Origin of the sequence: Arthrobacter sp. AQ5-05, assembly GCF_003287975.1 — a bacterium.
Lineage (GTDB): Bacteria > Actinomycetota > Actinomycetes > Actinomycetales > Micrococcaceae > Paeniglutamicibacter.
On record NZ_QMKQ01000010.1, the window covers coordinates 78899 to 100779 of the forward strand.

The 21881-nt window shown below is 66.2% G+C and carries 18 protein-coding genes and 1 tRNA gene; 4 read left to right on the forward strand and 15 right to left on the reverse strand.

Features of this window, described 5'->3' with window-relative positions; genetic code table 11:
- Position 1: 1 nt before the first annotated feature.
- The 3 genes from DQ353_RS10750 to DQ353_RS10760 form a co-directional block, all read right to left on the reverse strand.
- A complete protein-coding gene (locus tag DQ353_RS10750; RefSeq protein WP_181578337.1) occupies positions 2–901 on the reverse strand; it encodes an ABC transporter substrate-binding protein in 900 nt (299 codons plus the stop codon).
- A gap of 152 nt (positions 902–1053) precedes the next feature.
- Complete coding sequence (locus DQ353_RS10755; protein ID WP_113762756.1) at positions 1054–2730, reverse strand: HAL/PAL/TAL family ammonia-lyase; 1677 nt, start codon at positions 2728–2730, stop codon at positions 1054–1056.
- Positions 2708–3493: an IclR family transcriptional regulator gene (locus DQ353_RS10760; RefSeq protein WP_113762804.1), complete on the reverse strand. Its 786-nt coding sequence runs from the start codon at positions 3491–3493 to the stop codon at positions 2708–2710. Before DQ353_RS10760 ends, DQ353_RS10755 begins: the two co-directional genes overlap by 23 nt.
- 180 nt (positions 3494–3673) lie before the next feature.
- Between DQ353_RS10760 and DQ353_RS10765 the strand changes: the two genes are divergently transcribed.
- Positions 3674–4882, forward strand: coding sequence for a cytochrome P450 (locus DQ353_RS10765; protein WP_113762757.1), 1209 nt, complete (start codon positions 3674–3676; stop codon positions 4880–4882).
- 253 nt (positions 4883–5135) lie between these two features.
- On the opposite strand, the gene sucD is transcribed toward DQ353_RS10765, so the two are convergent.
- The 3 genes from sucD to pcrA all read right to left on the reverse strand — a co-directional run bounded on the left by sucD (position 5136) and on the right by pcrA (position 9869).
- Positions 5136–6038, reverse strand: coding sequence for a succinate--CoA ligase subunit alpha (gene sucD / locus DQ353_RS10770; protein WP_113762758.1), 903 nt, complete (start codon positions 6036–6038; stop codon positions 5136–5138).
- 16 nt (positions 6039–6054) lie between these two features.
- Positions 6055–7224 (reverse strand): ADP-forming succinate--CoA ligase subunit beta, encoded by a 1170-nt coding sequence (sucC, locus tag DQ353_RS10775; RefSeq protein WP_113762759.1) that lies wholly within the window; start codon positions 7222–7224, stop codon positions 6055–6057.
- A gap of 239 nt (positions 7225–7463) precedes the next feature.
- A complete protein-coding gene (pcrA, locus tag DQ353_RS10780; protein ID WP_113762760.1) occupies positions 7464–9869 on the reverse strand; it encodes a DNA helicase PcrA in 2406 nt (801 codons plus the stop codon).
- Between the two features lie 72 nt (positions 9870–9941).
- Between pcrA and DQ353_RS10785 the strand changes: the two genes are divergently transcribed.
- A complete protein-coding gene (locus DQ353_RS10785; RefSeq protein WP_286166754.1) occupies positions 9942–10577 on the forward strand; it encodes a hypothetical protein in 636 nt (211 codons plus the stop codon).
- A gap of 101 nt (positions 10578–10678) precedes the next feature.
- Positions 10679–10755 (forward strand) — tRNA-Arg (locus tag DQ353_RS10790).
- Positions 10756–11270: 515 nt separating this feature from the next.
- On the opposite strand, the gene DQ353_RS10795 is transcribed toward DQ353_RS10790, so the two are convergent.
- Complete coding sequence (locus DQ353_RS10795) at positions 11271–12500, reverse strand: ROK family transcriptional regulator (protein ID WP_113762761.1); 1230 nt, start codon at positions 12498–12500, stop codon at positions 11271–11273.
- 208 nt (positions 12501–12708) lie between these two features.
- Here DQ353_RS10795 and DQ353_RS10800 point away from each other — a divergent pair, with 208 nt between their 5' ends.
- Complete coding sequence (locus tag DQ353_RS10800) at positions 12709–13110, forward strand: NUDIX hydrolase (RefSeq protein ID WP_113762762.1); 402 nt, start codon at positions 12709–12711, stop codon at positions 13108–13110.
- Positions 13111–13119: 9 nt separating this feature from the next.
- Here DQ353_RS10800 and DQ353_RS10805 read toward each other — a convergent pair whose 3' ends face one another.
- From DQ353_RS10805 to DQ353_RS10840, 8 genes are all read right to left on the reverse strand, one after another.
- Positions 13120–14973: an ABC transporter ATP-binding protein gene (locus DQ353_RS10805; RefSeq protein ID WP_113762763.1), complete on the reverse strand. Its 1854-nt coding sequence runs from the start codon at positions 14971–14973 to the stop codon at positions 13120–13122.
- A 12-nt stretch (positions 14974–14985) separates the two neighbouring features.
- Positions 14986–15750 carry a DMT family transporter gene (locus tag DQ353_RS10810; protein WP_181578338.1) on the reverse strand — a complete coding sequence of 255 codons (765 nt, stop codon included), beginning with the start codon at positions 15748–15750 and terminating at the stop codon, positions 14986–14988.
- 130 nt (positions 15751–15880) lie between these two features.
- Positions 15881–18220 carry an FdhF/YdeP family oxidoreductase gene (locus tag DQ353_RS10815; RefSeq protein WP_113762765.1) on the reverse strand — a complete coding sequence of 780 codons (2340 nt, stop codon included), beginning with the start codon at positions 18218–18220 and terminating at the stop codon, positions 15881–15883.
- Positions 18221–18301: 81 nt separating this feature from the next.
- Positions 18302–19135: a formate dehydrogenase accessory sulfurtransferase FdhD gene (fdhD, locus tag DQ353_RS10820; RefSeq protein WP_113762766.1), complete on the reverse strand. Its 834-nt coding sequence runs from the start codon at positions 19133–19135 to the stop codon at positions 18302–18304.
- 55 nt (positions 19136–19190) lie between these two features.
- Positions 19191–20384 carry a molybdopterin molybdotransferase MoeA gene (locus tag DQ353_RS10825; RefSeq protein WP_113762767.1) on the reverse strand — a complete coding sequence of 398 codons (1194 nt, stop codon included), beginning with the start codon at positions 20382–20384 and terminating at the stop codon, positions 19191–19193.
- A gap of 11 nt (positions 20385–20395) precedes the next feature.
- Positions 20396–20674, reverse strand: a complete 279-nt coding sequence (locus tag DQ353_RS10830) for a DUF6457 domain-containing protein (protein WP_113762768.1) — start codon at positions 20672–20674, stop codon at positions 20396–20398.
- Between the two features lie 15 nt (positions 20675–20689).
- Complete coding sequence (mobA, locus tag DQ353_RS10835) at positions 20690–21358, reverse strand: molybdenum cofactor guanylyltransferase (RefSeq protein ID WP_071216356.1); 669 nt, start codon at positions 21356–21358, stop codon at positions 20690–20692.
- Complete coding sequence (locus DQ353_RS10840) at positions 21355–21852, reverse strand: HNH endonuclease (protein WP_113762769.1); 498 nt, start codon at positions 21850–21852, stop codon at positions 21355–21357. Before DQ353_RS10840 ends, mobA begins: the two co-directional genes overlap by 4 nt.
- Positions 21853–21881 lie beyond the last annotated feature (29 nt).

Consider the following 21881-nt stretch of genomic DNA (forward strand, 5'->3'; position numbering starts at 1 on the left):
GTCATTCCTTGACCCCGTTGACCTCAAAGGTTTCCATGGAGTGCTCGGCCATGTCGTAGTCGGCCAGGATCTTGTCGTAGGTCCCGTCGGCCTTGATGGCCTCCAGACCCTTCTGGATCGCTCCCATCAACTGTTCCTGGTCCTTGGGAAAGACGATGCCGAAGGCCAGGTCCTGGTAGCGCTCGCCCATGGACAGGGCGCCCTTGGATTCTGCGGCGATGACCGAACCCGAGGTGGAGTCGACCAAAAACGCCTCGACGCGTTCTGACTGCAGGGCCAGCACGGCCTGGTTCTGCCCGGCGAAGATGGTGACTTCGATCTTTTCCTTGCCTGCTTCCTCGCACTTCTTGGAGGCCGCGGCTGCGTCGGCGTCCTCGGTGGTGCCCTTCACGATGCCCACGTGGGTGCCGCAGAGGTCGTCGAGGGTCTTGAGCTTCTCGGCGTTGGCGGCAGTGGTCATCACGCCGCCGCCGGCGGAGAAGTAGTCCAAGAAGTTCACGGCCTTCTGGCGTTCGACGGTGTCCGACATCGCCGACATCGCCATGTCGTAGCGGGCGGAGGAAAGTCCGGGGATGATCGCGTCGAAGGCGATGTTGTCGAAGTCCATGGTGACCCCGAGCTGCTTTTCCAGGGCGTCGGCGATCTCACGGTCGATGCCGATGATGGTGGTGCCGTCGGTGTCGTAGGACTCGAACGGCGGGTATTCCACGTTGCTTGCCACGTTGATGGTCCCGGATTCCTGGACTTTCTGGGGCAGTTCCTTGAACAGCGGGGCCGAGGTGTCGGTGGCGGCGGGCTTCTCGGCCTCGGCGGTTCCGCCGCAGGCGCTGACGCCAAGCAGGGCGGCAATGGCCAGTGCGCCGAGGGCGGTGGAACGGATGGTGCGATTCGTGTTCTTCATGATGCGAACTCCCTTGTGCTTGCTGCTCGTGGAACTTCTTTTCAGGGGTCCCGTCGTCTTTGGCGGGATGTTTTTGGGTGCACCCATCCAACCCACCGGCAAGGTGCCGGTGGACCGGGGTGTGGTTGTCGTACGGTGGCGCGCTTCCGGCGTCAGCCGGCAAGCGCCTGGTTGACCGTGTCCACCACGGTTCCGTCATGGACCAGTTCCAGGGCCTTGCGGATCCTGGGGTACATGACGACGTCGGCGCGGATGTGGTCGATGGGCCGTCCGTCGTCTGAGGCGGTTCCGCGGACCAGGGCCAAGGCCGCGGCGGCGGCCGGGCTCAGGCGGGCATCCGCGGTGGCCTCGAGTCCCAGGCGCAGCTCGAGGGCCTGGGCGGCCATGAGCAGCTCGATGCCGACCACCGATTCGATGTTGGCCACGATTTGCCGGGTGTGGCGTCCGGCGTTGTTCGCCATCGACACGTGGTCTTCCTGGTTGGCGCAGGTCGGGATGGAATCCACCGAGTCCGGGTGGGCGAGGGTCTTGCAATCGGAGACCAGTGCCGCGGCCAGGTACTGCGGGAGCATGTAGCCGCAGTCCATGCCGGTCTGCTCGGAGTCGATGAGCATGTCCGGAAGCCCGCGGTTCAGCGTACCGTCATCCAGGCGGAAGAGCCGGCGCTCGGTGATGGAGCCTATCTCGGTGACCGCGATCGAGATGAAGTCGGCGGCGAAGGCCACGTACTCGGCGTGGAAGTTGCCTCCCGACACGGCCTTGAGTTTGCGGGTGTCGGGCAGCGCGGGGAAGATCAGCGGGTTGTCGGTGGCCGCGTTGATCTCGTTTTCCAGGATGCCGGCGGCGAAGGCCAGCGTGTCCTTGACCGGGCCGAAGACCTGCGGGACGCAGCGCAGCGAGTAGGCGTCCTGCGGGGGCTGGCGCACCGGGTCGGTGGCGGCGTTTCCGTCGATCAAGGTGGAGCCGGCCAGCAGCTCGCGGATGCGGGCGGCGACCTCAATCTGGCCGCGCTGGCCGCGGGCCTGGTGCAGTTCGTCGATGAATGCGTCCCCGAAGCCCATCAGCGCCTCGATGCTCATGGCCGCGGTGATCTGTGCGGTCTCCAGCAGGTTCTGCGCGTCATAGAGGGCCAGTGCGGCCTGGGCGGCGGAGAAGGACGTGCCGTTGAGCAGTGCCAGCCCGTCCTTGGCCCCCAGCGGCAGGCGTTCGATCCCGGCCGCTGCCATGGCCTTGATCCCGGAGACGATCTTGCCCTCGAGCATCGCCTCGCCCGAGTCCAGTTCGATGTCCTCCCCGGTGTGCGGGCGGGACATCACGATGGCCACGTGGGCCAGCGGAATCAGGTCCCCGGAGGCACCAAGCGAACCATACTCGGGGATGGCCGGGCAGACCCCGGCGTTGAGCATGTCCACGAGCGTGGTGACGATTTCCGGCCGGATGCCGGAGAAGCCCTGGGTGAGCGAAACGATACGGATGAACATGGTCGCGCGGACCACCTCTTCGTCGACGTAGCAGCCCACGCCGGCGGCGTTGGAAAGCACAAGACGGCGCGACAGCTCGGCGGCGTCGGCCGGTTCGGCGAAGGCGCGGCGTCCCGCCAGGGAACCGAAACCGGTATTGATGGAGTAGATCGGCGGGGTGTCCTTGCCCGGGCCCATCGAATCCACGACGCCCTGCAGCCAGTTTCGGGACGGTTCCATGACCTCGAAGACCGCTTCGTCGATGGCCACCGGGCGGCGGTGGCGGGCGACCTGGATCAGGTCCTCAAGGGTCGTGCGCTGGATACCGATCCGCACCGGCGCGGTCTCAGGCAATACTGCTGTAGTCATCAAGGGTCTCCCTGGTTGATTTGTTCGGGGTGCTGGCTTGCAGCAAGTCGGTGAGGTCTGCGGCCGCGTCGCGCATGACCTTCAGCGTCGAAGCGATCCACAGCTTGGATCCGCAGCGGCCCTCGGGGCCGGCCACGTTCAACGAGCAGACCACTTCGCCGCGGCTGAACACCGGAATGGCGACGGACACCGATCCCTCGTCGAGCTCGCCCCTGGAAAGGACAACCCCGGAGGAACGGATCTGCGGGATGCTGGACAGGATTTGTTCCGGGCCCAGGGTGTTGGGGGTGAAGCGCGTCATCGGTCCGGCGAGGACCTGGCGCACAACTTCCGGGGGCGCCCAGGCGAGTATCATGCGTTGCCCGGCCCCGGCGTGAAGTGGCAGCAATTCGTTGATCGCGAACGTGTACTTCAGCGATTTGTCCGGTTCGGCACGGCGCAGGCACATCGCATGGTCACCGATGCGCACGATCATCACCGCGGTTTCACCTACCTTCTCAACGATCGAACGCAATACCGCGTTGCCGACCTCGGCCAGGTGGGACTGGGCCAGGTGTTGGCCGGACATGTGCAGCAGCGCGCGGCCCGGGCGGTAGCGCCCGTCCTCCTCGGACACGAACTCCTGCTCGCGCAGGACCTTGAAGTACCGATATGCGGAGCTGGAGGGAATGCCCAGCTTGAGGGACACGGCATCGACCGTGGTCTCGCCGCTGGCGGTGATCTCCGCCAGAATTTTCAGCCCGCGCTCAAACGAGGATGACATGTCCGCTCCCTTCCCCCAATCGAATGTGATGGTCCGCACATTCCGGCTCCACGGGATAGATATTCCATGGTTCATCCGGGGAGGACAATCTTGATTCTCGCATAGTGGGAATCGAATTAACTCGCGTTCCCGCGCCTCGCTAGGTTGGGTGTCATTCACCCCTACCCGCAGGAGGCACCCATGGAATCCGTCCTTGCCGCATCGACGGTCCCGGTCTTCACCCAAGACCCCTACGCGCCGGAGCACCTGGCCGACCCGTACCCGCTGTTCGCGAAGATGCGCGCCGCGGGCCCGGTGGTCATGATGCAGGAGCACGGCCTGCACGCGGTCACGCGTTTCGCCGAATGCAAGGAGGTCCTGGACGACTACCGCACCTACATCTCCGGGGCCGGGGCCGGGCCGAAGAACCTGCACCACGAACCCAGCTGGCGCGCCCAGGGCATCATGGAGTCCGACCCGCCGATCCACACCGACATGCGCCATGCCATGGCCGGGGTCATCTCCCCGCGCGGGGTCCGCTCGCTACGCGCCGGCTTCGAGGCCTACGCCACCGAACTGGTCGACTCCCTGCTGGAGGCCCGCAACGTCGACCTGGTCAAGGACATGGCCGAGGTCTTCCCGCTGCGTGCCTTCGGCGACGCCGTCGGCATCCCGCGCGAGGGCCGGGCCGAGAACCTGCCGGCACTGGGTGCGGCGAACTTCTCCACGTTCGGCCCCGACACCCCCCTGGCCCGCGAACACTTCGCGGCCGGTTCCGGGATGAACGACTGGGCCATGGCCAATACGGCCCGCAAGAACCTGTCCCCCGGATCGCTCGGCGCGCAGATCTGGGAGTATGCCGACCGCGGGGAGATCAGCACGGACCAGGCCGCGTTGCTGGTCCGTGCGATGCTTTCGGCAGGACTGGACACCACCATCTTCTCCCTGGGCGCCACGCTGCTGGCACTGGCCAGCAACCCGGGCGAATACGCCAAGGTCCACCAGAGCCCGAAGCTGGTGAAGTTCGCCATCGACGAGGCCTTCCGCTACGAGTCCCCGTTCCAGTCCTTCTACCGCACCACCTCGCGGGCCACCGAGCTGGGCGGGGTGGAACTGCCGGCCGACACCAAGGTCGCGGTCTTCGTCGGCTCGGCCAACCGCGACGCCGAACGTTGGGGCCCGAGGGCCGACGAGTACGACATCACCAGGTCCGCCGGCGGGCACCTGGCTTTCGGTATGGGCATCCACCAATGCGTCGGCCAGCCGCTCTCCCGGCTGGAAATGGAGGTGCTGCTCACCGAGTTCACCAAGCGCGTGAAGTCGGTGGAGCTCACCGCCGAGCCCGAGCAGTTCCTGCACACCACGCTACGCGGCTGGTCCTCGATCCCGGTGTCCATCACCCCGGCCTGAGTGCGCAGGCGGCAGCGATTCCGGTTCCGGGGTGCGTCCGCGGGAGCGCCGGACCACCAGTTCGGCGGGGAACTGCCGGTGTTCGCGCGGCCCGCCCTTGGACCGGAGGGTCTTGGCCGCCCACGGTGCGCCAGCCTTCAGCGGGACCTGCCTTCGCTCCGCACCGTGCGGCCAGCGGCTCTTGATTAAGAAACCGGTGGCCGGTCCCCCGCGTTGCGGGGAACCGGCCACCGGTTTGGTGCGCTCTAGGGAATTAGAGGGCGGCGTAGACTTCGCGCAGCAGCGTTGCGGTTTCCGACGGGGTCTTGCCGACCTTCACGCCGGCAGCCTCGAGTGCTTCCTGCTTGGCCTGTGCCGTACCGGCCGAGCCCGAGACGATGGCGCCAGCGTGGCCCATGGTCTTGCCCTCGGGAGCGGTGAAGCCTGCCACGTAGCCGACGACCGGCTTGGTGACGTGGGCCTTGATGTACTCGGCGGCACGCTCTTCGGCGTCGCCGCCGATTTCGCCGATCATGACGATGGCCTTGGTCTCCGGGTCCGCCTCGAACGCAGCCAGGGCGTCGATGTGGGTGGTGCCGATGACCGGGTCGCCGCCGATGCCGATGGCGGTGGAGAAGCCCAGGTCGCGCAGTTCGTACATCATCTGGTAGGTCAGGGTGCCGGACTTGGAGACCAAGCCGATCGGGCCCTTCTGGGTGATGTTGTTCGGCGTGATGCCGACCAGTGCCTCGCCCGGGGTGATGATGCCGGGGCAGTTCGGGCCGATGATCCGGGTGACCTGGTTGCCGTTGGCGTCGACCTTGGACTGGGCCAGGGCCCAGAACTCGGCCGAGTCCTGTACCGGAACGCCCTCGGTGATGACCACAACCAGGCCGATGCCTGCCTCGATGGCTTCAACGACTGCATCCTTGGTGAAGGCAGGCGGCACGAAGACGATGGAAACGTCCGCGCCGGTCTCGGCCATGGCTTCCGCCACTGCGCCGAAGACCTTGATTTCCTTCTCGCCGTGCAGCACGGTGGTGCCGGCCTTGCGGGCGTTGACGCCACCGACGATGTTGGTGCCGGCCTTCAGCATCAGGGCGGTGTGCTTGGTACCCTCGCCACCGGTGATGCCCTGAACGATGACCTTGGAATCCTTGTTAAGGTAAATGCTCATGTTCGCGTATCCCTACTTACTTCGCTGCGTTGGCGAGCTCGGCGGCCTTGTCGGCGCCCTCGTCCATGGTTGCTGCCAGGGTGACCAACGGGTGGTTGGCCTCGGCAAGAATGCGGCGGCCTTCTTCGACGTTGTTGCCGTCCAGGCGTACGACCAGCGGCTTGTTGGCTGCGGAACCGAGCTCGGCCAGTGCGCCGACGATGCCCTTGGCAACGGCGTCACATGCGGTGATGCCACCGAAGACGTTCACGAAGACCGACTTGACCTGCTCGTCGTTCAGGATGACGTCCAGGCCGGCGGCCATGACCTCGGCGGAGGCTCCGCCGCCGATGTCCAGGAAGTTGGCGGGCTTCACGTTGCCGTGGTTTTCGCCGGCGTATGCAACGACGTCCAGGGTCGACATGACCAGGCCTGCACCGTTGCCGATGATGCCCACTTCGCCGTCCAGCTTGACGTAGTTCAGGTCCATGGCCTTGGCCTTGGCCTCGAGCGGATCCGCTGCTTCCTTGTCCTCGAGCTCGACGTGGTGCGGGTGGCGGAATTCGGCGTTCTCGTCGATGGAGACCTTGCCGTCCAGTGCAACGATGTCACCGGCGCCGGTGCGAACCAGCGGGTTGACCTCGACCAGGGTTGCGTCTTCCTTCTTGAAGACGTCCCACAGCTTCAGGATTGCCGCGGCGACCTTTTCGGTCAGTTCCGGTGCGAAGCCTGCTGCTGCGACGATCTCGTCGGCCTTGGCCTGGTCGATGCCCACGGCCGGGTCAACGGCGATGCGGGCCAGGGCCTCGGGACGCTCGACGGCGAGTTCCTCGATTTCCATGCCGCCTTCAACCGAGCACATGGCCAGGTAGTTGCGGTTCGCGCGGTCCAGCAGCACGGAGAAGTAGAACTCCTCGGCGATGTCGGCACCCTGGGCGATCATGACCTTGTTCACGGTGTGGCCCTTGATGTCCATGCCGAGAATGTCGGATGCGTACTTGAACGCCTCGTCGGCGGTCTTTGCGACCTTCACGCCACCGGCCTTGCCGCGGCCTCCGACCTTTACCTGGGCTTTAACGACCACGACGCCGCCGATTTTCTCGGCTGCGGCCTTGGCTTCTTCAGGTGTGTAGGCAACGATGCCGGCCAGCACGGGTACACCGTGCGACTCGAACATATCGCGCGCCTGGTATTCATACAGGTCCACGGGCTTGTGTCCTTCTTGTCGAAGTCTATGCTGACTCAAGGCACGGCTCCGTAAACACGGTTCCATGCATTGAGGGGGAGAGTCCGTCCTGGAAACAGGGCAGGCTCCATTCCACAGCCTAGCGCCTTGGCGCCCAATGGCACAGTTCTACAAACGGTAGAGCCCGAGGGGCCGTGACACCCGCCACAGGCCCCGCAAACATGGCGTTCGCGGGAGTATCCTCACGCTCGGCAACGCAGCTAGTCAAGCTTGGTCAGCGGGGCGTACCGCAGCAATAGCCGTTTCTCCGCGTCCGCGAACTTCACCTTGGCCACGGTCTTGTCACCTGCACCCTCCAAGGCCAGGACCACGCCCTCCCCGAAGGTGCCATGGCTGACCTTGTCCCCCACCGACAGGGAGATGATTTCCTTGTTCGGCTGCACCCGGCCCTTGGCCCGTGCCATGGGCGCGGTGCTCAGCGTGTGGATTTCCGGGGCGCCGGAGAGCCTGCCCCCGCCGCCGGATCCCGTGCCGGCACCCCAGTAGGAGCCTGACTCGTAGCGGCTGGTGGCGAAGTTGCTGCTCCCCCCAAAGGACTCGAAGCTGGAGCGCTTGGTGCCCTCGCGCTTCCACTCCACCAGGGTTTCCGGGATTTCCTCGAGGAACTGGCTGGCGGGGTTGTACTGCGACTGTCCCCACAGGCTGCGGTACTCGGCGCGGGTCAGGTACAGGCGCTGGCGTGCCCGGGTGAGCCCCACGTAGGCCAGCCGGCGCTCCTCGGCCAGCTCCTTCCCATCGGTCAGGGACCGCTGGTGCGGGAAGATGCCGTGTTCCATGCCGGTGAGGAAGACCACGGGGAATTCCAGGCCCTTGGCCGTGTGCAGCGTCATCAACGTGACCATTCCCTCACGGTGGGCCATGTCCACGCCCTCCGCATCGGAGGGTGCGTCGGGGATGGAGTCGGCGTCCGCCACCAGCGCCACGCGCTCAAGGAAGTCGGTGAGCGTGCCGTCGGGGTTCTCCTTCATGAAGTCCCGGACCACCGCCACCAGCTCGGCAAGGTTTTCCACTCGGGACTCGTCCTGCGGGTCGCTGGAGGAGCGAAGCATTTCCAGGTATCCGGTCTGCTCCAGCACCGCTTCAAGCGCCTCGGCCGGGCCGGATCCGTCGGCGACCACGGCCAGGTCGTCCATGATCTTCACGAACGCGCCGACCATGTTCTGGCCGCGGGTTCCCAGCCCCGGCGCGTCATCGGCACGCCGCAGCGCCTCCATGAAGGAGATCCGCTCGCGTTCGGCCAGCGCGGCCACCGAGTACTCGGCCCGGTCCCCGATGCCGCGCTTGGGCTCGTTCAGGATCCGGCGCACGTTGATGTCGTCCGCGGGGTTCACCAGCACCCGCAGGTAGGCCAGTGCGTCCTTGACTTCCTTCCGGTCGTAGAATCGGGTTCCGCCAATGACCTTGTACTTCAAGTCCACGCGGATCAACTGCTCCTCGAGGGAACGGGACTGCGCATTGGTGCGGTAGAAGATGGCAACATCGCCGGGACGGATGGACTCCTCGTCGTTCAGGCGCAGGATCTCCTCGGCGATCCAGCGGGCCTCGTCCGACTCGGACTCCCCCACGTAGCCGATGATCTTCTCGCCGTCGCCCTCGGCGGTCCACAAACGCTTCTCGGGCCGGTCCGGGTTTCGCTTGATGACCTCGTTGGCGGCCGAGAGGATGGTCTGGGTGGAGCGGTAGTTCTGCTCGAGCTTGATGGTCACAGCGTCCGGGTAGTCCTTGGCGAATTCGACGATGTTGCGGATGTCGGCCCCGCGGAAGGCGTAGATCGACTGGTCGGAGTCGCCCACCACGGTCAGTTCCCCGCCCGGGGTCGGGCCGTCGGGCCCGGTCAGTTCGCGCACCAGGGCGTACTGGGCGTGGTTGGTGTCCTGATACTCGTCGACCATGACGTGGCGGAAGCGCCTGCGGTAGTTGTCCGCCACCGCCGGGAAGGCACGGAAGATGTTGACCACGTGGGCAATGAGGTCATCGAAGTCCAGGGCGTTGGCCGCGCGCAGCCGTTCGGTGTAGCCCCGGTAGACCTGGGAGACCGCCGAGGCGAACGGGTCGTTGGAGGCAACGGTCGCAGCATACTGCTCGTCGTCGATGAGCTCGTTCTTCAACGCGGAGATCTTGTGCGCCATGGACTTGGGCGTGAACCTCTTGGGGTCCAGTTCCAGGCCCTTGGACACCAGCGTGATCAGGCGCAGGGAATCGGCGGAGTCGTAGATGGAGAAGGTGGACTTCAGTCCCACCGAGGCCGCCTCGCGGCGCAGGATCCGCACGCACGAGGAGTGGAAGGTGGACACCCACATCTTCTTGGCAACGTCCTCGCCCACCAGCGCGGAAATACGTTCACGCATCTCGGCTGCGGCCTTGTTGGTGAACGTGATGGCCAGGATCTCGTGCGGGCGCGCCCTCCCGGTGGCCAGCAGGTAGGCCATGCGGTGCGAGAGCACACGCGTCTTGCCGGAGCCGGCGCCGGCAACGATCAGCAGCGGGGACCCGGAGTGCTTGACGGCCTGCTCCTGCTGGGGGTTCAGCCCGGCAAGCAGCGCCTGGGCATCTGGGAGGGGCGGGGCTTGGGCGGGCGCGACGAAGTCATCGAAAAGAAAATCCATGATGGCCCCAGTCTACGGCGGTGCGCCCACCGGTTGGCCTGGCCCGGATCATTTGGCGGCATAATTGGGGTCATGGCCAAGTCACAGAAGAAAAAGAAGCAGTACAACCGCCCCGCCCCGGCAGCGCCGGTTCCCAACCCCTCGACGCAGCGCTCCCCGGAGAAGGCCGCCAGCAACGGGGGCCTGATCCTGGTTGCCGGGTTCGTCGTGGTGCTCTTCCTCTTTTGGTACTACCACCTGCTCGTGCTGAACCAGATGACGGACCTGTCCAACGGGTTGGCCATGCCGGACCAGATGGTTGGCGGCTACTCCGCCGAGCACATCGAGGCGTTGCGCCAGGCCATGGATGCGGATGCCGTCGGGCAGCTGAACTACGTGCACAAGACCGCCGGCCTGCTTTTCCCGCTCTTCCTGGCGCTGGTAACCATGCTGGCGGTGAACATCAACACCTCCCGCGGCATTGGCCGCTGGATCCTGTGGGCGGTGCCCATGCTCTTCGCCGTCGTTGACCTGTGGGAGAACCGTGCCATCGATGCCCTGTTCACCGGTGCGCTGGACCCGGCCGCCGTGTCCCTGGCTTCCACGCTGACCACCACCCGCTGGATCCTGCTCTTTGCCACCGCGGCAATCCTGTTCGGGGTGCTCATCGCCTCGCTTGTGCGCACGTTCCGCGAAAAGTGGGAGTTGTCCAAGAAGGGCCTGCTCTAGGGCCTGGGAGTACGCGGCAGTCAAACGGCGCGCTGCGCCACATTGACCAAGCTTCGCCAAAAAACCGTTAGGATTGATCCGGATCGTTTTTGGCGAAACGCGCCCCTGTAGCTCAGTTGGATAGAGCGACTCTCTCCTAAAGAGTAGGCCATCGGTTCAATTCCGGTCAGGGGCACCAAGCGAGAGCGCGACCTGCAAATCTGCAGGTCGCGCTCTTGTCGTTGGGGCCGTTTCGGGTGTGCCCGGACGCCTTGGCCCTGCTGCGGGTTGGACAAGCGGCACGTGGGTGCATGCCCTGGCGATGCCCGGTTCCCACGGCTTGGCAAGTGCAGTCCATGGTCGTCGTGGCATCCATCGCCCTGTGCGGTTTCGGGGCGCGCCACACACCTCGGCGTTAAGAAAAAAGGTGCCGTCGACCGGTGAAACCGTGGGATAACTCCCATTACATCCCACGGCACCGGTCGACGGCGTCAAGAGCCGGGTCCCCAGCAGCCGACCTGCCGTTCCCCCACGCGTTAGCTTTGCGGAAAATCAAGACTGTCACACAAACAACGGTGGGCAGCTCGGATGCAACCAACTCTTACCGGTCATCTAAATCCATTAGAGATAGATTGTCAACCGACCCATCAGTAGTAAGACAATGGGTCGTCAGATAGTCACATCCGACGACCCATTGACGCAATATTTGACCGCTTAGCGCAACAACAGCGCCGCGGCCTTGGGAGAAAGGCTCGCGTCCATGATGGCGCAGGCACCGCCAATCGCCCCCACCTCATGGCCCAAGGTCGAGGACCGGACCTCGACGGCATGGACGTTCTTGGAGCTGAAGCGTTCGTTGATGATTGCCCTCACGTCCTCCAGGCACCACTGGCCGACTTCGGACCACAACGGACCGGCAAGGACCACCAGCCCGACGTCCAGGGTGTTGCACAGTTGTCCGGCGACCTGGCCGACGTGGCCCATGCATTCACGGATCAGTTCCACGGCGGTTTCGTTGCCGGACTTCGCCAGGGCCACGATTTCGCCCATTCCGGCAGCGCGCTGTTCCGCGGTGCCGTCGTCGGGCACCGTGAGGCTCAGGCCGCGTGCGCGGGCTTGCTGCGCAATCAGGTTGAATGACAAGGAGGCGTGCAGGCAGTCGTTGCGGCCGCAGATGTCGCACTCCTGGGCAACGACACCGGTGGAGTAGTGCCCGATCTCGCCGGCGTTGTTGCTGATGCCACGGTGGATTTCGCCGTCCAGGACCATGCCTGCACCGATTCCGGCACCCACATACATCGTGACGAAGTTGTCGCGTTCGGCGTCATTGCCCTTCCACTGCTCGGCAATGGAAACGGCAATGGTGTCTTTTTCGATGACCACGTCGAGCTTGAGCATGCGGTGCAGCGGCTCGACCATGTCGACATCTTTCCAGCCGTCGAGCAGTGGCGGGTCGACCATGACCCCGCGATCGGGATCCAGTGGTCCGGGGACCACCACGCCCACGCCGAGCACGTTGCTGCGCGGCACGCCGGATTCGGAAATGATCTCGTCCACGGTCTGCGCCATGGTCTCGATGGTTTTCTCCGGAACCTCGACGGCAGGGATATCCAGGCGACGCGAGTGCATGATCTCGCCACGGAGGTTCAGCATGACCACGGTGATGACTCCCGGGTCAAGATGGATGCCCACGGCCACCATGCGGTTGGCCTCGAGTTCCAGGACGGTGCGGGGCTTGCCCGGACCGGAAACAATCGTGCGGTCCTCGCGGACGAGCCCCTCGTCCAGAAGACGGCGCACGACGTTTGAAATGGTCTGCGGGGAAAGCCCGGTTGAGCCGGCAAGCTCTACACGGCTGACCCCGTCGACTGCACGGCGGATCGATTCAAAGATGACCGCCTGATTAAAATCCCCGAGTCGACCTAAGTTGGTGCCCCGCTGCATCAATTCTCCATTTGTAGATCCACTTTTGATCCCCCGTTGGCCTTGCCCGAACCGCTAGCCCCCAATGACTAGGACGGTTCGTCGGACGTGGCATCTGGCCGAATTGACTCCAGTATCCACCGTTAAATGGAAAAACGCGCGCCGAGGCCTGTCCACAAAGCACGTTATCACTCCCGCCTGTGCTTTGAATGGTTGTTAAGCTCAAGTTGTGCCAAAGATTCTTACCATCGCCGCCCTGCAATTGCTCGACCCCTCCGGACGCATCCTTTTGGTGCGAAAACAAGGCACCGTGATGTTCATGCAACCCGGTGGCAAGCTCGAGCCCGGCGAAAGCCCCATGGCCGCGGTATTGCGCGAGGTCAAGGAGGAACTGGGCCTTGCCTTGCCACCTGGCCAGGTCGAAGCCCTGGGCCTGTGGAAGGGTCCGGCGGCCAACGAGGCCGACACGGACATCCATGCGCACCTCTTCGGGGCCAGTACTTCCGATACGCCCAGGATCCAGGCCGAGATCGAACAGATGCTCTGGATCGACCCGGCGACAGCACTCACCCGCGGCGACATCGCCCCGCTGCTGCGGGACAAGGTGCTGCCGGGATTGCTGGGCCGTTGAGCCCGGGGATCACTGCGCGAACTGGGTGTCGTGCAGCTCGGCGTAGCGCCCGCGCACGGCCATGAGCTCGGAGTGGGTGCCGCGCTCGGCGATCCGCCCGTCCTCGATGACCAGGATCAAGTCCGCGGAGCGGATGGTGGAGAGCCGGTGGGCAATCACCAACGCGGTGCGGTCCTGCAGGGCCTCGGCCAGGGCTGCCTGCACGGCGGCCTCGTTGGCCGAGTCCAGCGCCGCGGTGGCCTCATCGAGGATGACCACCTGCGGGGCTGCCAGCAGCAGCCGGGCGATGGTCATGCGCTGGCGTTCCCCGCCCGAGAGCCGGTAGCCGCGCTCCCCAACCACGGTGTCCAGTCCGTCGGGCAGGGACGCGATGGTCGGTTCCAGGCGTGCCCTTTCCAGGGCCTGCCAGATCTCCGCGTCGCTGGCGCCGGGCTTCGCCAGGCGCAGGTTCGAGCCGATGGTCTCATGGAAGAGGTGCCCGTCCTGGGTGACCATCGAGACCGTGGAGCGCAGCGAGTCGAGCTTGAGCTTGCGGATGTCGACCCCGGCCAGTTGCACGCTGCCGGAATCCACGTCGTAGAGCCGCGCCAGCAGCGAGGCGATGGTGGACTTTCCGGCACCCGAGGAACCGACCAGGGCCACCGTGGAGCCGGCGGGGATCTCGAAGTCGATGCCGTGCAGCACGGTTTCCCCGCCCCGGGTGTCGAGCACCGAGACGTCTTCCAGCGATGCAAGGGACACCTTCTCGGCGCTGGGGTAGGCGAAGGAGACGTTGGTGAACTTCACCGACACCGGACCCGCATCCAGCACCCTGGCGTCGGGGGCATCGGTGATCAGCGGCTTGAGGTCCAGGATCTCAAAGACCCGGTCGAAGCTCACCAGTGCGCTGGTGATCTCCACCCGGGCGTTGGCCAGGGCGGTCAGCGGGGCATAGAGCCGGGTCAGCAGCATCCCAAGGACCACCACGTCGCCGGCGGCCAGTTCCCCGCGCATCGCGTAGACCCCGCCCAGCCCGTAGACCAGGGCAAGGGCCAGTGCGGCCACCAGGGTGAGCATGGAGACGAAGAAGAACTGGCGCATGGCCATCTTCACCCCGATGTCCCGCACCCGTCCGGCGCGCAGCCCGAATTGGGCCGATTCCTCGGCCGGGCGGCCGAAGAGCTTGATCAAGGTGGCGCCGGGCGCGGAGAAGCGTTCGGTCATCTGGGTGCCCATGGAGGCGTTCAGATCCGCCGATTCCCGGCGCAGCAGCGCAATGGACTTCCCGAAGTGCCGGGCCGGGAGCAGGAAGATCGGCAGCAATACCAGCGCCAGCGCGGTGACCTGCCAGGAGGTGGAGAACATGACCCCTGCGGTGAGCACCAGGGCCACGGTGTTGGACACCAGTCCCGAGAGCGTGCCGGCGAAGGCGGACTGGGCGCCGATCACGTCGTTGTTCAGTCGGCTGACCAGCGCGCCGGTGCGGGTGCGGGTGAAGAAGGCCACGGGCATCTTCTGCACGTGGTCAAAGACCGCGGTGCGCAGATCGAAGATGATTCCCTCACCCAGGCGCGAGGAATACCAGCGCACCACCAGCGAGACGATGGCATCGGCGACGGCCACGATCGCGATGATTCCGGCGATCTTCAGCACCACCTGGACCCCGGACTGGGCCACGATGGCATCGACCACGCGCCCGGCCAGCACCGGGGTGATCACCGCCAGCACCGCGGAGAACACCGAGAAGAGCACGAAGACCAGCAACCTGTTCTTGTAGCTCGCCGCAAAGGACAGCACCCGCCGCGGGGTCGTATCCGCGTAGGCCTTGCCCTTGTCGCCGGACATCCGCCACAGCGAATGCCAGGCCGCGTTTTCCATGCTCATGTGGTGCTCTTTTCATGCTGACGGGGCCATGAAGCACGCAACGGGGATCCCGGAAGCCTGCCACTGGCCGATACTAGTCGGCAGGCATACCGCCGACTGTGGTTCCAACCGATTCTGCCTCGTTTTTCTTCCCCTGTTCGCCACCGGCACCCCGACCCGCCCGCGGCCGGCGCGGGCCGAGCGCGGCCGGCGCGGGCCGAGCGCGGCCGGGCACATGGCGGCAAGCACGATCACGATCCCCACGACCGTCCGCACGTAGATGGCCGTGCCGTCGGCGGGCAGCAGCATGTCAAGCAGCAACGCACCGATCAGCTGGCCGGCAATCAGGCCCAGCCCGGTGACCAGGATCCCGATATGCCGTGTCAGGATGGCGGAAAGGATCAGGTTCCCGGCCCAGGGCACCGGGCACATACAGCCACGGCTCGGGGGCAGTAACGGGACGTGGCCGCCGAGGGCCGGCTTCAGCAGCCATGCCGCCAGCAGGACGACAGCTCCGAGGGTGTGGTTCACCAGGGCACCGGGCAGCGGGAAACCCACGCCCGCGGCCACTGTCCCATTGAAACCGTGCTGGGGACCCATGATGACGCCCGAGGCAAACACCGCCAGGATGGGCACCACCGGGGCAGCCGGGTCGGCCGGCCCGGCCGCGACCCCGTCCTGGAGCCGAATCCCCATTTCCCCGTTGATGCGGGCCTGCAGGGACATTGCGTGGCCCGCCAGCACGGCCGGCAGGACGCCGGCAACCATGATCGTGCGCGGGGAATACCTGGTGGACACGTGTGTACCTTTGGCGCTTTGGGCTGGACGGCTCGATGAACCAGCGGGCCTATCCATCCCCGGTCCGGCACTGGGCCAACATTCCCAATGGATGGGGTTGTCGGTGCGGGCCCTGCCGACCGGCGCCGGCTTAGCCGACCGTTACGGCGTCCTCGTCGAACATCCGCGCGGCCTGGCGGGTATGAGGCACGAAGCGCACCGTGATGGCCTTGAACCCGGGGGTGTTGGACTCGCGGGCCACCAGGTCCCGGTGCACCAGCGCGTTTGCCTCCGGGAAGTAGGCCGCGGCGCAGCCCTTGGCGGTCGGGTAGGAAACCAGCCGGAAGCGGTTGGCGCGGCGCTCGGTCCCGCCAAAGGTGGAGATCACATCGACCAGCGACTTGTCTTCCAGGCCCAGCTCGGTCAGGTCCTCCGGGTTGATCAGGATGACCCGGCGCCCGTCCTTGATGCCGCGGTACCTGTCATCAAGCCCGTAGAACGTGGTGTTGTACTGGTCGTGGGACCGCATGGTCTGCAGGATCAGGTGCCCTTCCGGGGCCGAAAGCGCCTCGAACGGGGAGACGGTGAACCTGCCCTTGCCGATGTCGGTGGCGAAGGAGCGGGTATCGCGCGGCGGGTTGGGCAGCACGAAGCCGTTGCGCCCGCGAACCCGGCGGTTGTAGTCCTCGAAGCCCGGCAGCACCCGGGAGATGTGGTCGCGGATGACGTCGTAGTCATCGGCCATGGCCTTCCAATCCACCACGTGGTCCTCGCCCAGGATGGCGGTGGCCATGCGGGCAACGATGACGGGTTCGGCCATGAGGTGCTCGGAAACCGGCTTGAGCCGGCCCTGGGTGGAGTGGACGACGGACATGGAGTCCTCCACGGAGAGGAACTGGGGCCCGCCGGGGTGCTTGTCGTCGCGGTCGGTGCGGCCCAGGGTGGGCAGGATCAGCGAGGTTTGCCCGTGCACCACATGGGAGCGGTTGGGCTTGGTGGAGATGTGCACGGTCAGCTTGGCCCGCTGCATGCCGGCTTCCAGTGCCTCGGTCTCCGAATTGGCCAGGGCAAAGTTCCCGCCCATGGAGACGAACACGTCGACGGTGTCGTTTTCGAAGGCCACCAGCGCCTCGGTGGAGTCATAGCCGTGGGCCCGCGGGGAGTCGATCTTGAACTCCGCATCCAGGGCCGCCAGCAGCCCCTCGCCGGGCTTCTCCCAGATGCCCATGGTCCGATCGCCCTGGACGTTGGAGTGCCCGCGCACCGGGCAGGCACCGGCGCCGGGCTTGCCGAAGTTGCCCTGCAGCAGCAGCAGGTTGATGATTTCCTTCAGCGTCGGCACCGAGTGCGGCTGCTGGGTCAATCCCAGGGCCCAGCAGAAGATGGAGGCCTTGGATTTGATCAGCAGGTTGGCCACCGTGGTGATCTCGGCGCGGGTCAGCCCCGTGGCTTCCTCGGTGGCTTCCCAATCCAGGGTGGCGCGGGCTTCCTTGTAGGCGTCGTAGCCGTCGGTCACCGAGTCGATGAATGCCGCATCGATCACGGTGCCGGGGTTCTTGGCCTCTGCCTCGAAAAGCAGGTGGCCGAAGGCCTGGAAGAGCGCCAGGTCACCGCCGACCTTGATCTGCAGGAAGTGGTCGCTGATGTCATCGGCCTTGCCGAGCATGCCCCGCACGGCCTGCGGGTCCTTGAACCCGAAGAAGCCGGCCTCCGGCAGCGGGTTCACCGCAACGATGTGCGCCCCGCGCTTGCGCGCATCGGCCAGGGCCGAGAGCATCCGGGGGTGGTTGGTTCCGGGGTTCTGGCCGATGACGAAGATCAGTTCGGCGTGCTCGAAGTCCTCCAGGGACACTGTGCCCTTGCCGATGCCGATGGTGGGGTTCAACGCGGAGCCGGAGGATTCGTGGCACATGTTCGAGCAGTCCGGCAGGTTGTTGGTGCCCAGCGAGCGGGCCATCAACTGGTACATGAACGCTGTCTCGTTGGCGGTGCGCCCGGAGGTGTAGAAGACGCATTTGTCCGGGGTGGTGGCCTTGACGTGCTCGCCGATGGTGGCAAAGGCGCGGGCCCAGGTGATCGGGGTGTAGTGGCTTTCGCCCTCGCGGATGATCATGGGCTCGGTGATCCGGCCCTGGGAGCCGAGCCAGTACTCGGTCTTCTCGCGCAGCACGCTGATCGGGTGCTTGGCCCACCACTCGGGGGTGACGGTGCGGGCACTGGCCTCCTCGGCAATGGCCTTGGCGCCGTTTTCACAGAACTCGGCGGGCTTGCGGGCCCCGGTGATGGACTCGGGCCAGGCGCAGCCCGGGCAGTCGAAGCCGCCACGCTGGTTGATGCGCAGCATCGAGCGCAGGGTCCTGCTCACCCCGGCCTCGGCAAAGCCGCGCTCCAGGGACACCATCACGGCCTTGACCCCGGCCGCACTGCGTTTTGGCTCGGTGACTACCAGGTCGTCTTCATTGATGTCCTGCGTTGGGGCTGGCCGATGCATGTGTCCTCCACGTTCAACAACGGTATCGCGGACCGCGGCCGCTCGCGTGCCCTGACGGGGAAACCCGTTTCCGGATGGTTCCTAGGAACCGGATCCAACCCTGTCGGCATGCGTATATATGTTTACCGTACTACCCCGGGAGAATGCCGCAAGTGTCAACCCGGTTTCATCGGCCAGTTCCACTGCCAGCGAAGAAGGAGCACTGACGGCCGACAGCACCGGAATCCCGGCCATCGCGGCCTTTTGCACCAGTTCGAAAGAGGCCCGCCCGGAGACTTGCAGGACGGAGTCATGAAGCGGTAATTTATGCTCGCGCAGCGCGGCCCCGACGACCTTGTCCACGGCGTTGTGCCGTCCCACGTCCTCGCGCAGCACCAGCAGTTCCCCGGCGGTGGTGAACAGGCCTGCGGCGTGCACTCCCCCGGTGGCGGAGAACAGTTCCTGGGCCTCGCGCAGGGTGTCGGGCATCTTCAACAGCGTCTGGACCGGCAGGTGGCCGCGGGCCGGATCCAGCGGGTAGGAGGACTTCTTGGCGACCTCGTCGATGGAGTTGGTCCCGCAGATCCCGCAGGCGGAGGAGGTCACCACATGCCGTGCCGCGGACAGGTCCGGGGACTGTGCCCCGAAGCCGAGCTGCACGTCAATGACGTTGAAGGTTTGGTTGCCGTCCTCGTCGGTGCCGGCGCAATAGCGCATGGACACCAGGTGCTCGGTGCGGCTGATGAGGCCCTCGGCCAGCAGGAAACCTGCAACCATGTCGAAGTCGTCGCCCGGGGTGCGCATTGAGGTGGTGAAGGAGGTGCCGTTGAAGCGTATTTCCAGCGGCTCCTCGACGGCAAGCTTTTCCTCGCGGGCGAGCCGTGCCCCGTCCAGTGTTGCCCTGGTGATGCGCCTGCGGACTATTTTCCGTCCCATGTCCTTCTCTTGCCTTTCCGGCCTTGGCTGTTGTTTCTACGAGTTGCCGGGCCAGCTACCACGGTAACCGAAGGTAGGAAACCGGGGAGCCGGCATTCGCCCCGTCCTGCCCGACCACCAGGATCGCATCGGCCGCGGCCAGCCCGCGCAGCATCGCCGGGGAGACATGCTCCGCCGGGGCCAGGGCATCGGGCCCTGCGGGACCGGGGATCCAGCGGGCCGGGACCAGGCGGGTGCGCCCGGGCAGCGGGGCGAAGTCCGCGGCGAAGGTCGCGGAGCGCAGCCTGGCCGTTTCGCGCCCGGTGGCCCCGCGCAGCAGCGGGTCCAGCAGCGTGGCGACGGCCATGAGCGCGGCCAGCGGGTTTCCGGGCAGGGCGACCAACAGCCGGTTTCCGGGCAGTGTCGAAAGCATCGAGGGGTGGCCGGGGCGCATGGCGATGGAGGGGACCACTTCCGTTCCGCCCACTTCGCGAACCGCGGCGCGCACGAAGTCCCGATCGGAGAACCCGGTGCCGCCGGTGGTGACGATGATGTTCGCCGCCCGGGCCGGTGCCGAGTCGATCGCCGCCACCGTGGCTTCGAGGCTGTCCCCGATGCGCACCGCGCTGCCGACGGTGCCGCCCAGGGCGGCCACGACCTGGGGCAGCACCGGGGAGAACCCGTCGCGGACCTGTCCGGGGGCCGGGTGCCCCACAGCGATGACTTCGTCGCCCGTGAACACCAGGTGCACCGAGGGGGTTGCCGCCACCAGGAGTTCGTCGTGGCCCGAGACCGCCGCCGTGGCGATCACCCCTGCCCGCAGGGGGGTTCCGGAGCGGGCCAGCAGCTCGCCCTTGGCGGCTTCGGTTCCGGCGGGGCGGATGTCGGCCCCGAGGCGCAGTTGGCGGTCGCCGTGGAGCAGCCCGCCTTCCAGCCGGGAGTGCTCGACGCGCAGGATGGCTGTGGTGCCTTCGGGAACCAGCGACCCGGTGACCACCGCGGTGGCTTCTGAGGAGCCAAGCACCAGGTTTTCGCCCGCGCCCGGGTTGCCGGCCAGCGCCCTGAGCAGCTGCCAGGGTCCAGTGCCGTTGACCGCGTATCCGTCCATGGCGGAGGTCGCGCAATGCGGCATCGGGTAGGCGGTCACCAGGTCGGCGGCGAGGATCCGTCCTGCGGCAAGGTGCAGGGGAACCGTTTGGGGCGCGGCGGCGATCCGGGTGCCCAGCCGGTGGGCCTCGGTGCGGGCGCCGTCCCAGGATTGGTCTTTCAACGCGGCGCGGCTCAGGCGTCGTCGGTGGAGGCGGGGCGTGCGGCCAGCACTGTCCGTGCCAGGGAGTCGGCCGACTCCATCGCCGGTTTCGTGCCGGCCCGGCCGCTGCCCACGGCAAGGCCTGCCACATAACCGGCCACGTAGGTGGTCAGCGGGGCGGCGGGGCGGACGATGGTGTGCGCGGCAACGCCGGCCAGCGAGAGCACCTGGTCGATGTCGATTTCGGTGTCGTTGAGTTCATACGCCGCCAGGAGTTCCCTGACCCATTGATCGAGCTGGGCTTCCGGCATGATGCATTCTCCTTGTCAGTGGCCGTTGGCCACCGCTATCCCGTGCCGCCCGGCATCCCCGGGCGTATCGATGTCGCTGAAGTCCGCGTCGGGAAGCTTCAGCCGTTCCATCTGCACTGTAGCAAGCAGACGCATCATTGACGCATTCTCGAGACTTCCGCGGGGTTCGGAGGCCCGGCTGATGGCTTCGCGCAAGGAGGAGGTTAGGACAGCGCAGGAGAGCGTCTGCAGCACCCCGGAGGCATCCTGGGGCACCCATGCCTCGGTTCCCTGAACCGGGTTGTCGGTGGCGGCCAGCAGTGCCGCGACCACCGGGCCCGGATCCAGGAGGTCGGAGGCCAGCACGATGGTCAGCTCGGAAGCCTCGTTTTCGCGCTGCGCGCTTTCGTCGTCGGGTCCGTCGTCCAGGGCGGCCCGTCCGGCGGCGACCGCCGCGGCGGGGCCCGCAAAGGTTGGATACTCGCGGGTGATGACCACGCGCTGGTGGTCCGGGGCACAGTCCATGTACCGGGTGACGGCTTCGGCCAGGGCATGGGCGCCGACCACGGCGATGGCCTGGGCGTCACGGACGGCGTTGAGCGAATGCTCCAGCAACGTCTCGCCGCGGTGTTCAAGAAGGGGCTTGCTGACCCCGCCGAGCCGGGACCCACGGCCACCGGCCACGATGATCGCATCGAATTTCATGCTGCACTCCGTAAAAAGGGACTCCAAGCCTCTGCGGGGCGTTCCAGTTCGGTGATGAACCATTGGGCGCCTCGCGGTCGGCTCGGGGCGAACCGCAGCTTCCAGCCCAGCTGTGCCAGCGTCCGGTCTCCCTTGGCGCTGTTGCAGCCTTGGCATGCCGCTACTAAATTCTCCCATGAATCCTCGCCGCCGCGGCTCCGCGGCACGATGTGGTCGATCGTGTTGGCGCTTCGTCCGCAGTACGCGCAGCGGTGCCCGTCGCGGCGCAGCACCCCGCGGCGCGAGACATTGGCCACGGAGCGGTACGGCAGGCGGATGTAGCGGTTCAGCAGGATCACCGTGGGCCTGGGCACCACCTGGTTGACCCCGACGACCGGGTCCCGGTCGTCATCGGCAAGGACGGTGGCCTTTCCGGTGAGGACAAGGAGAAGTGCCCGGCGGAAGGTAATGACCGCCAGCGGTTCAAATCCTGCATTCAGTACAAGGGTTCGCATGTGCGCATCCTCTGTTCCTGACCCGGCGC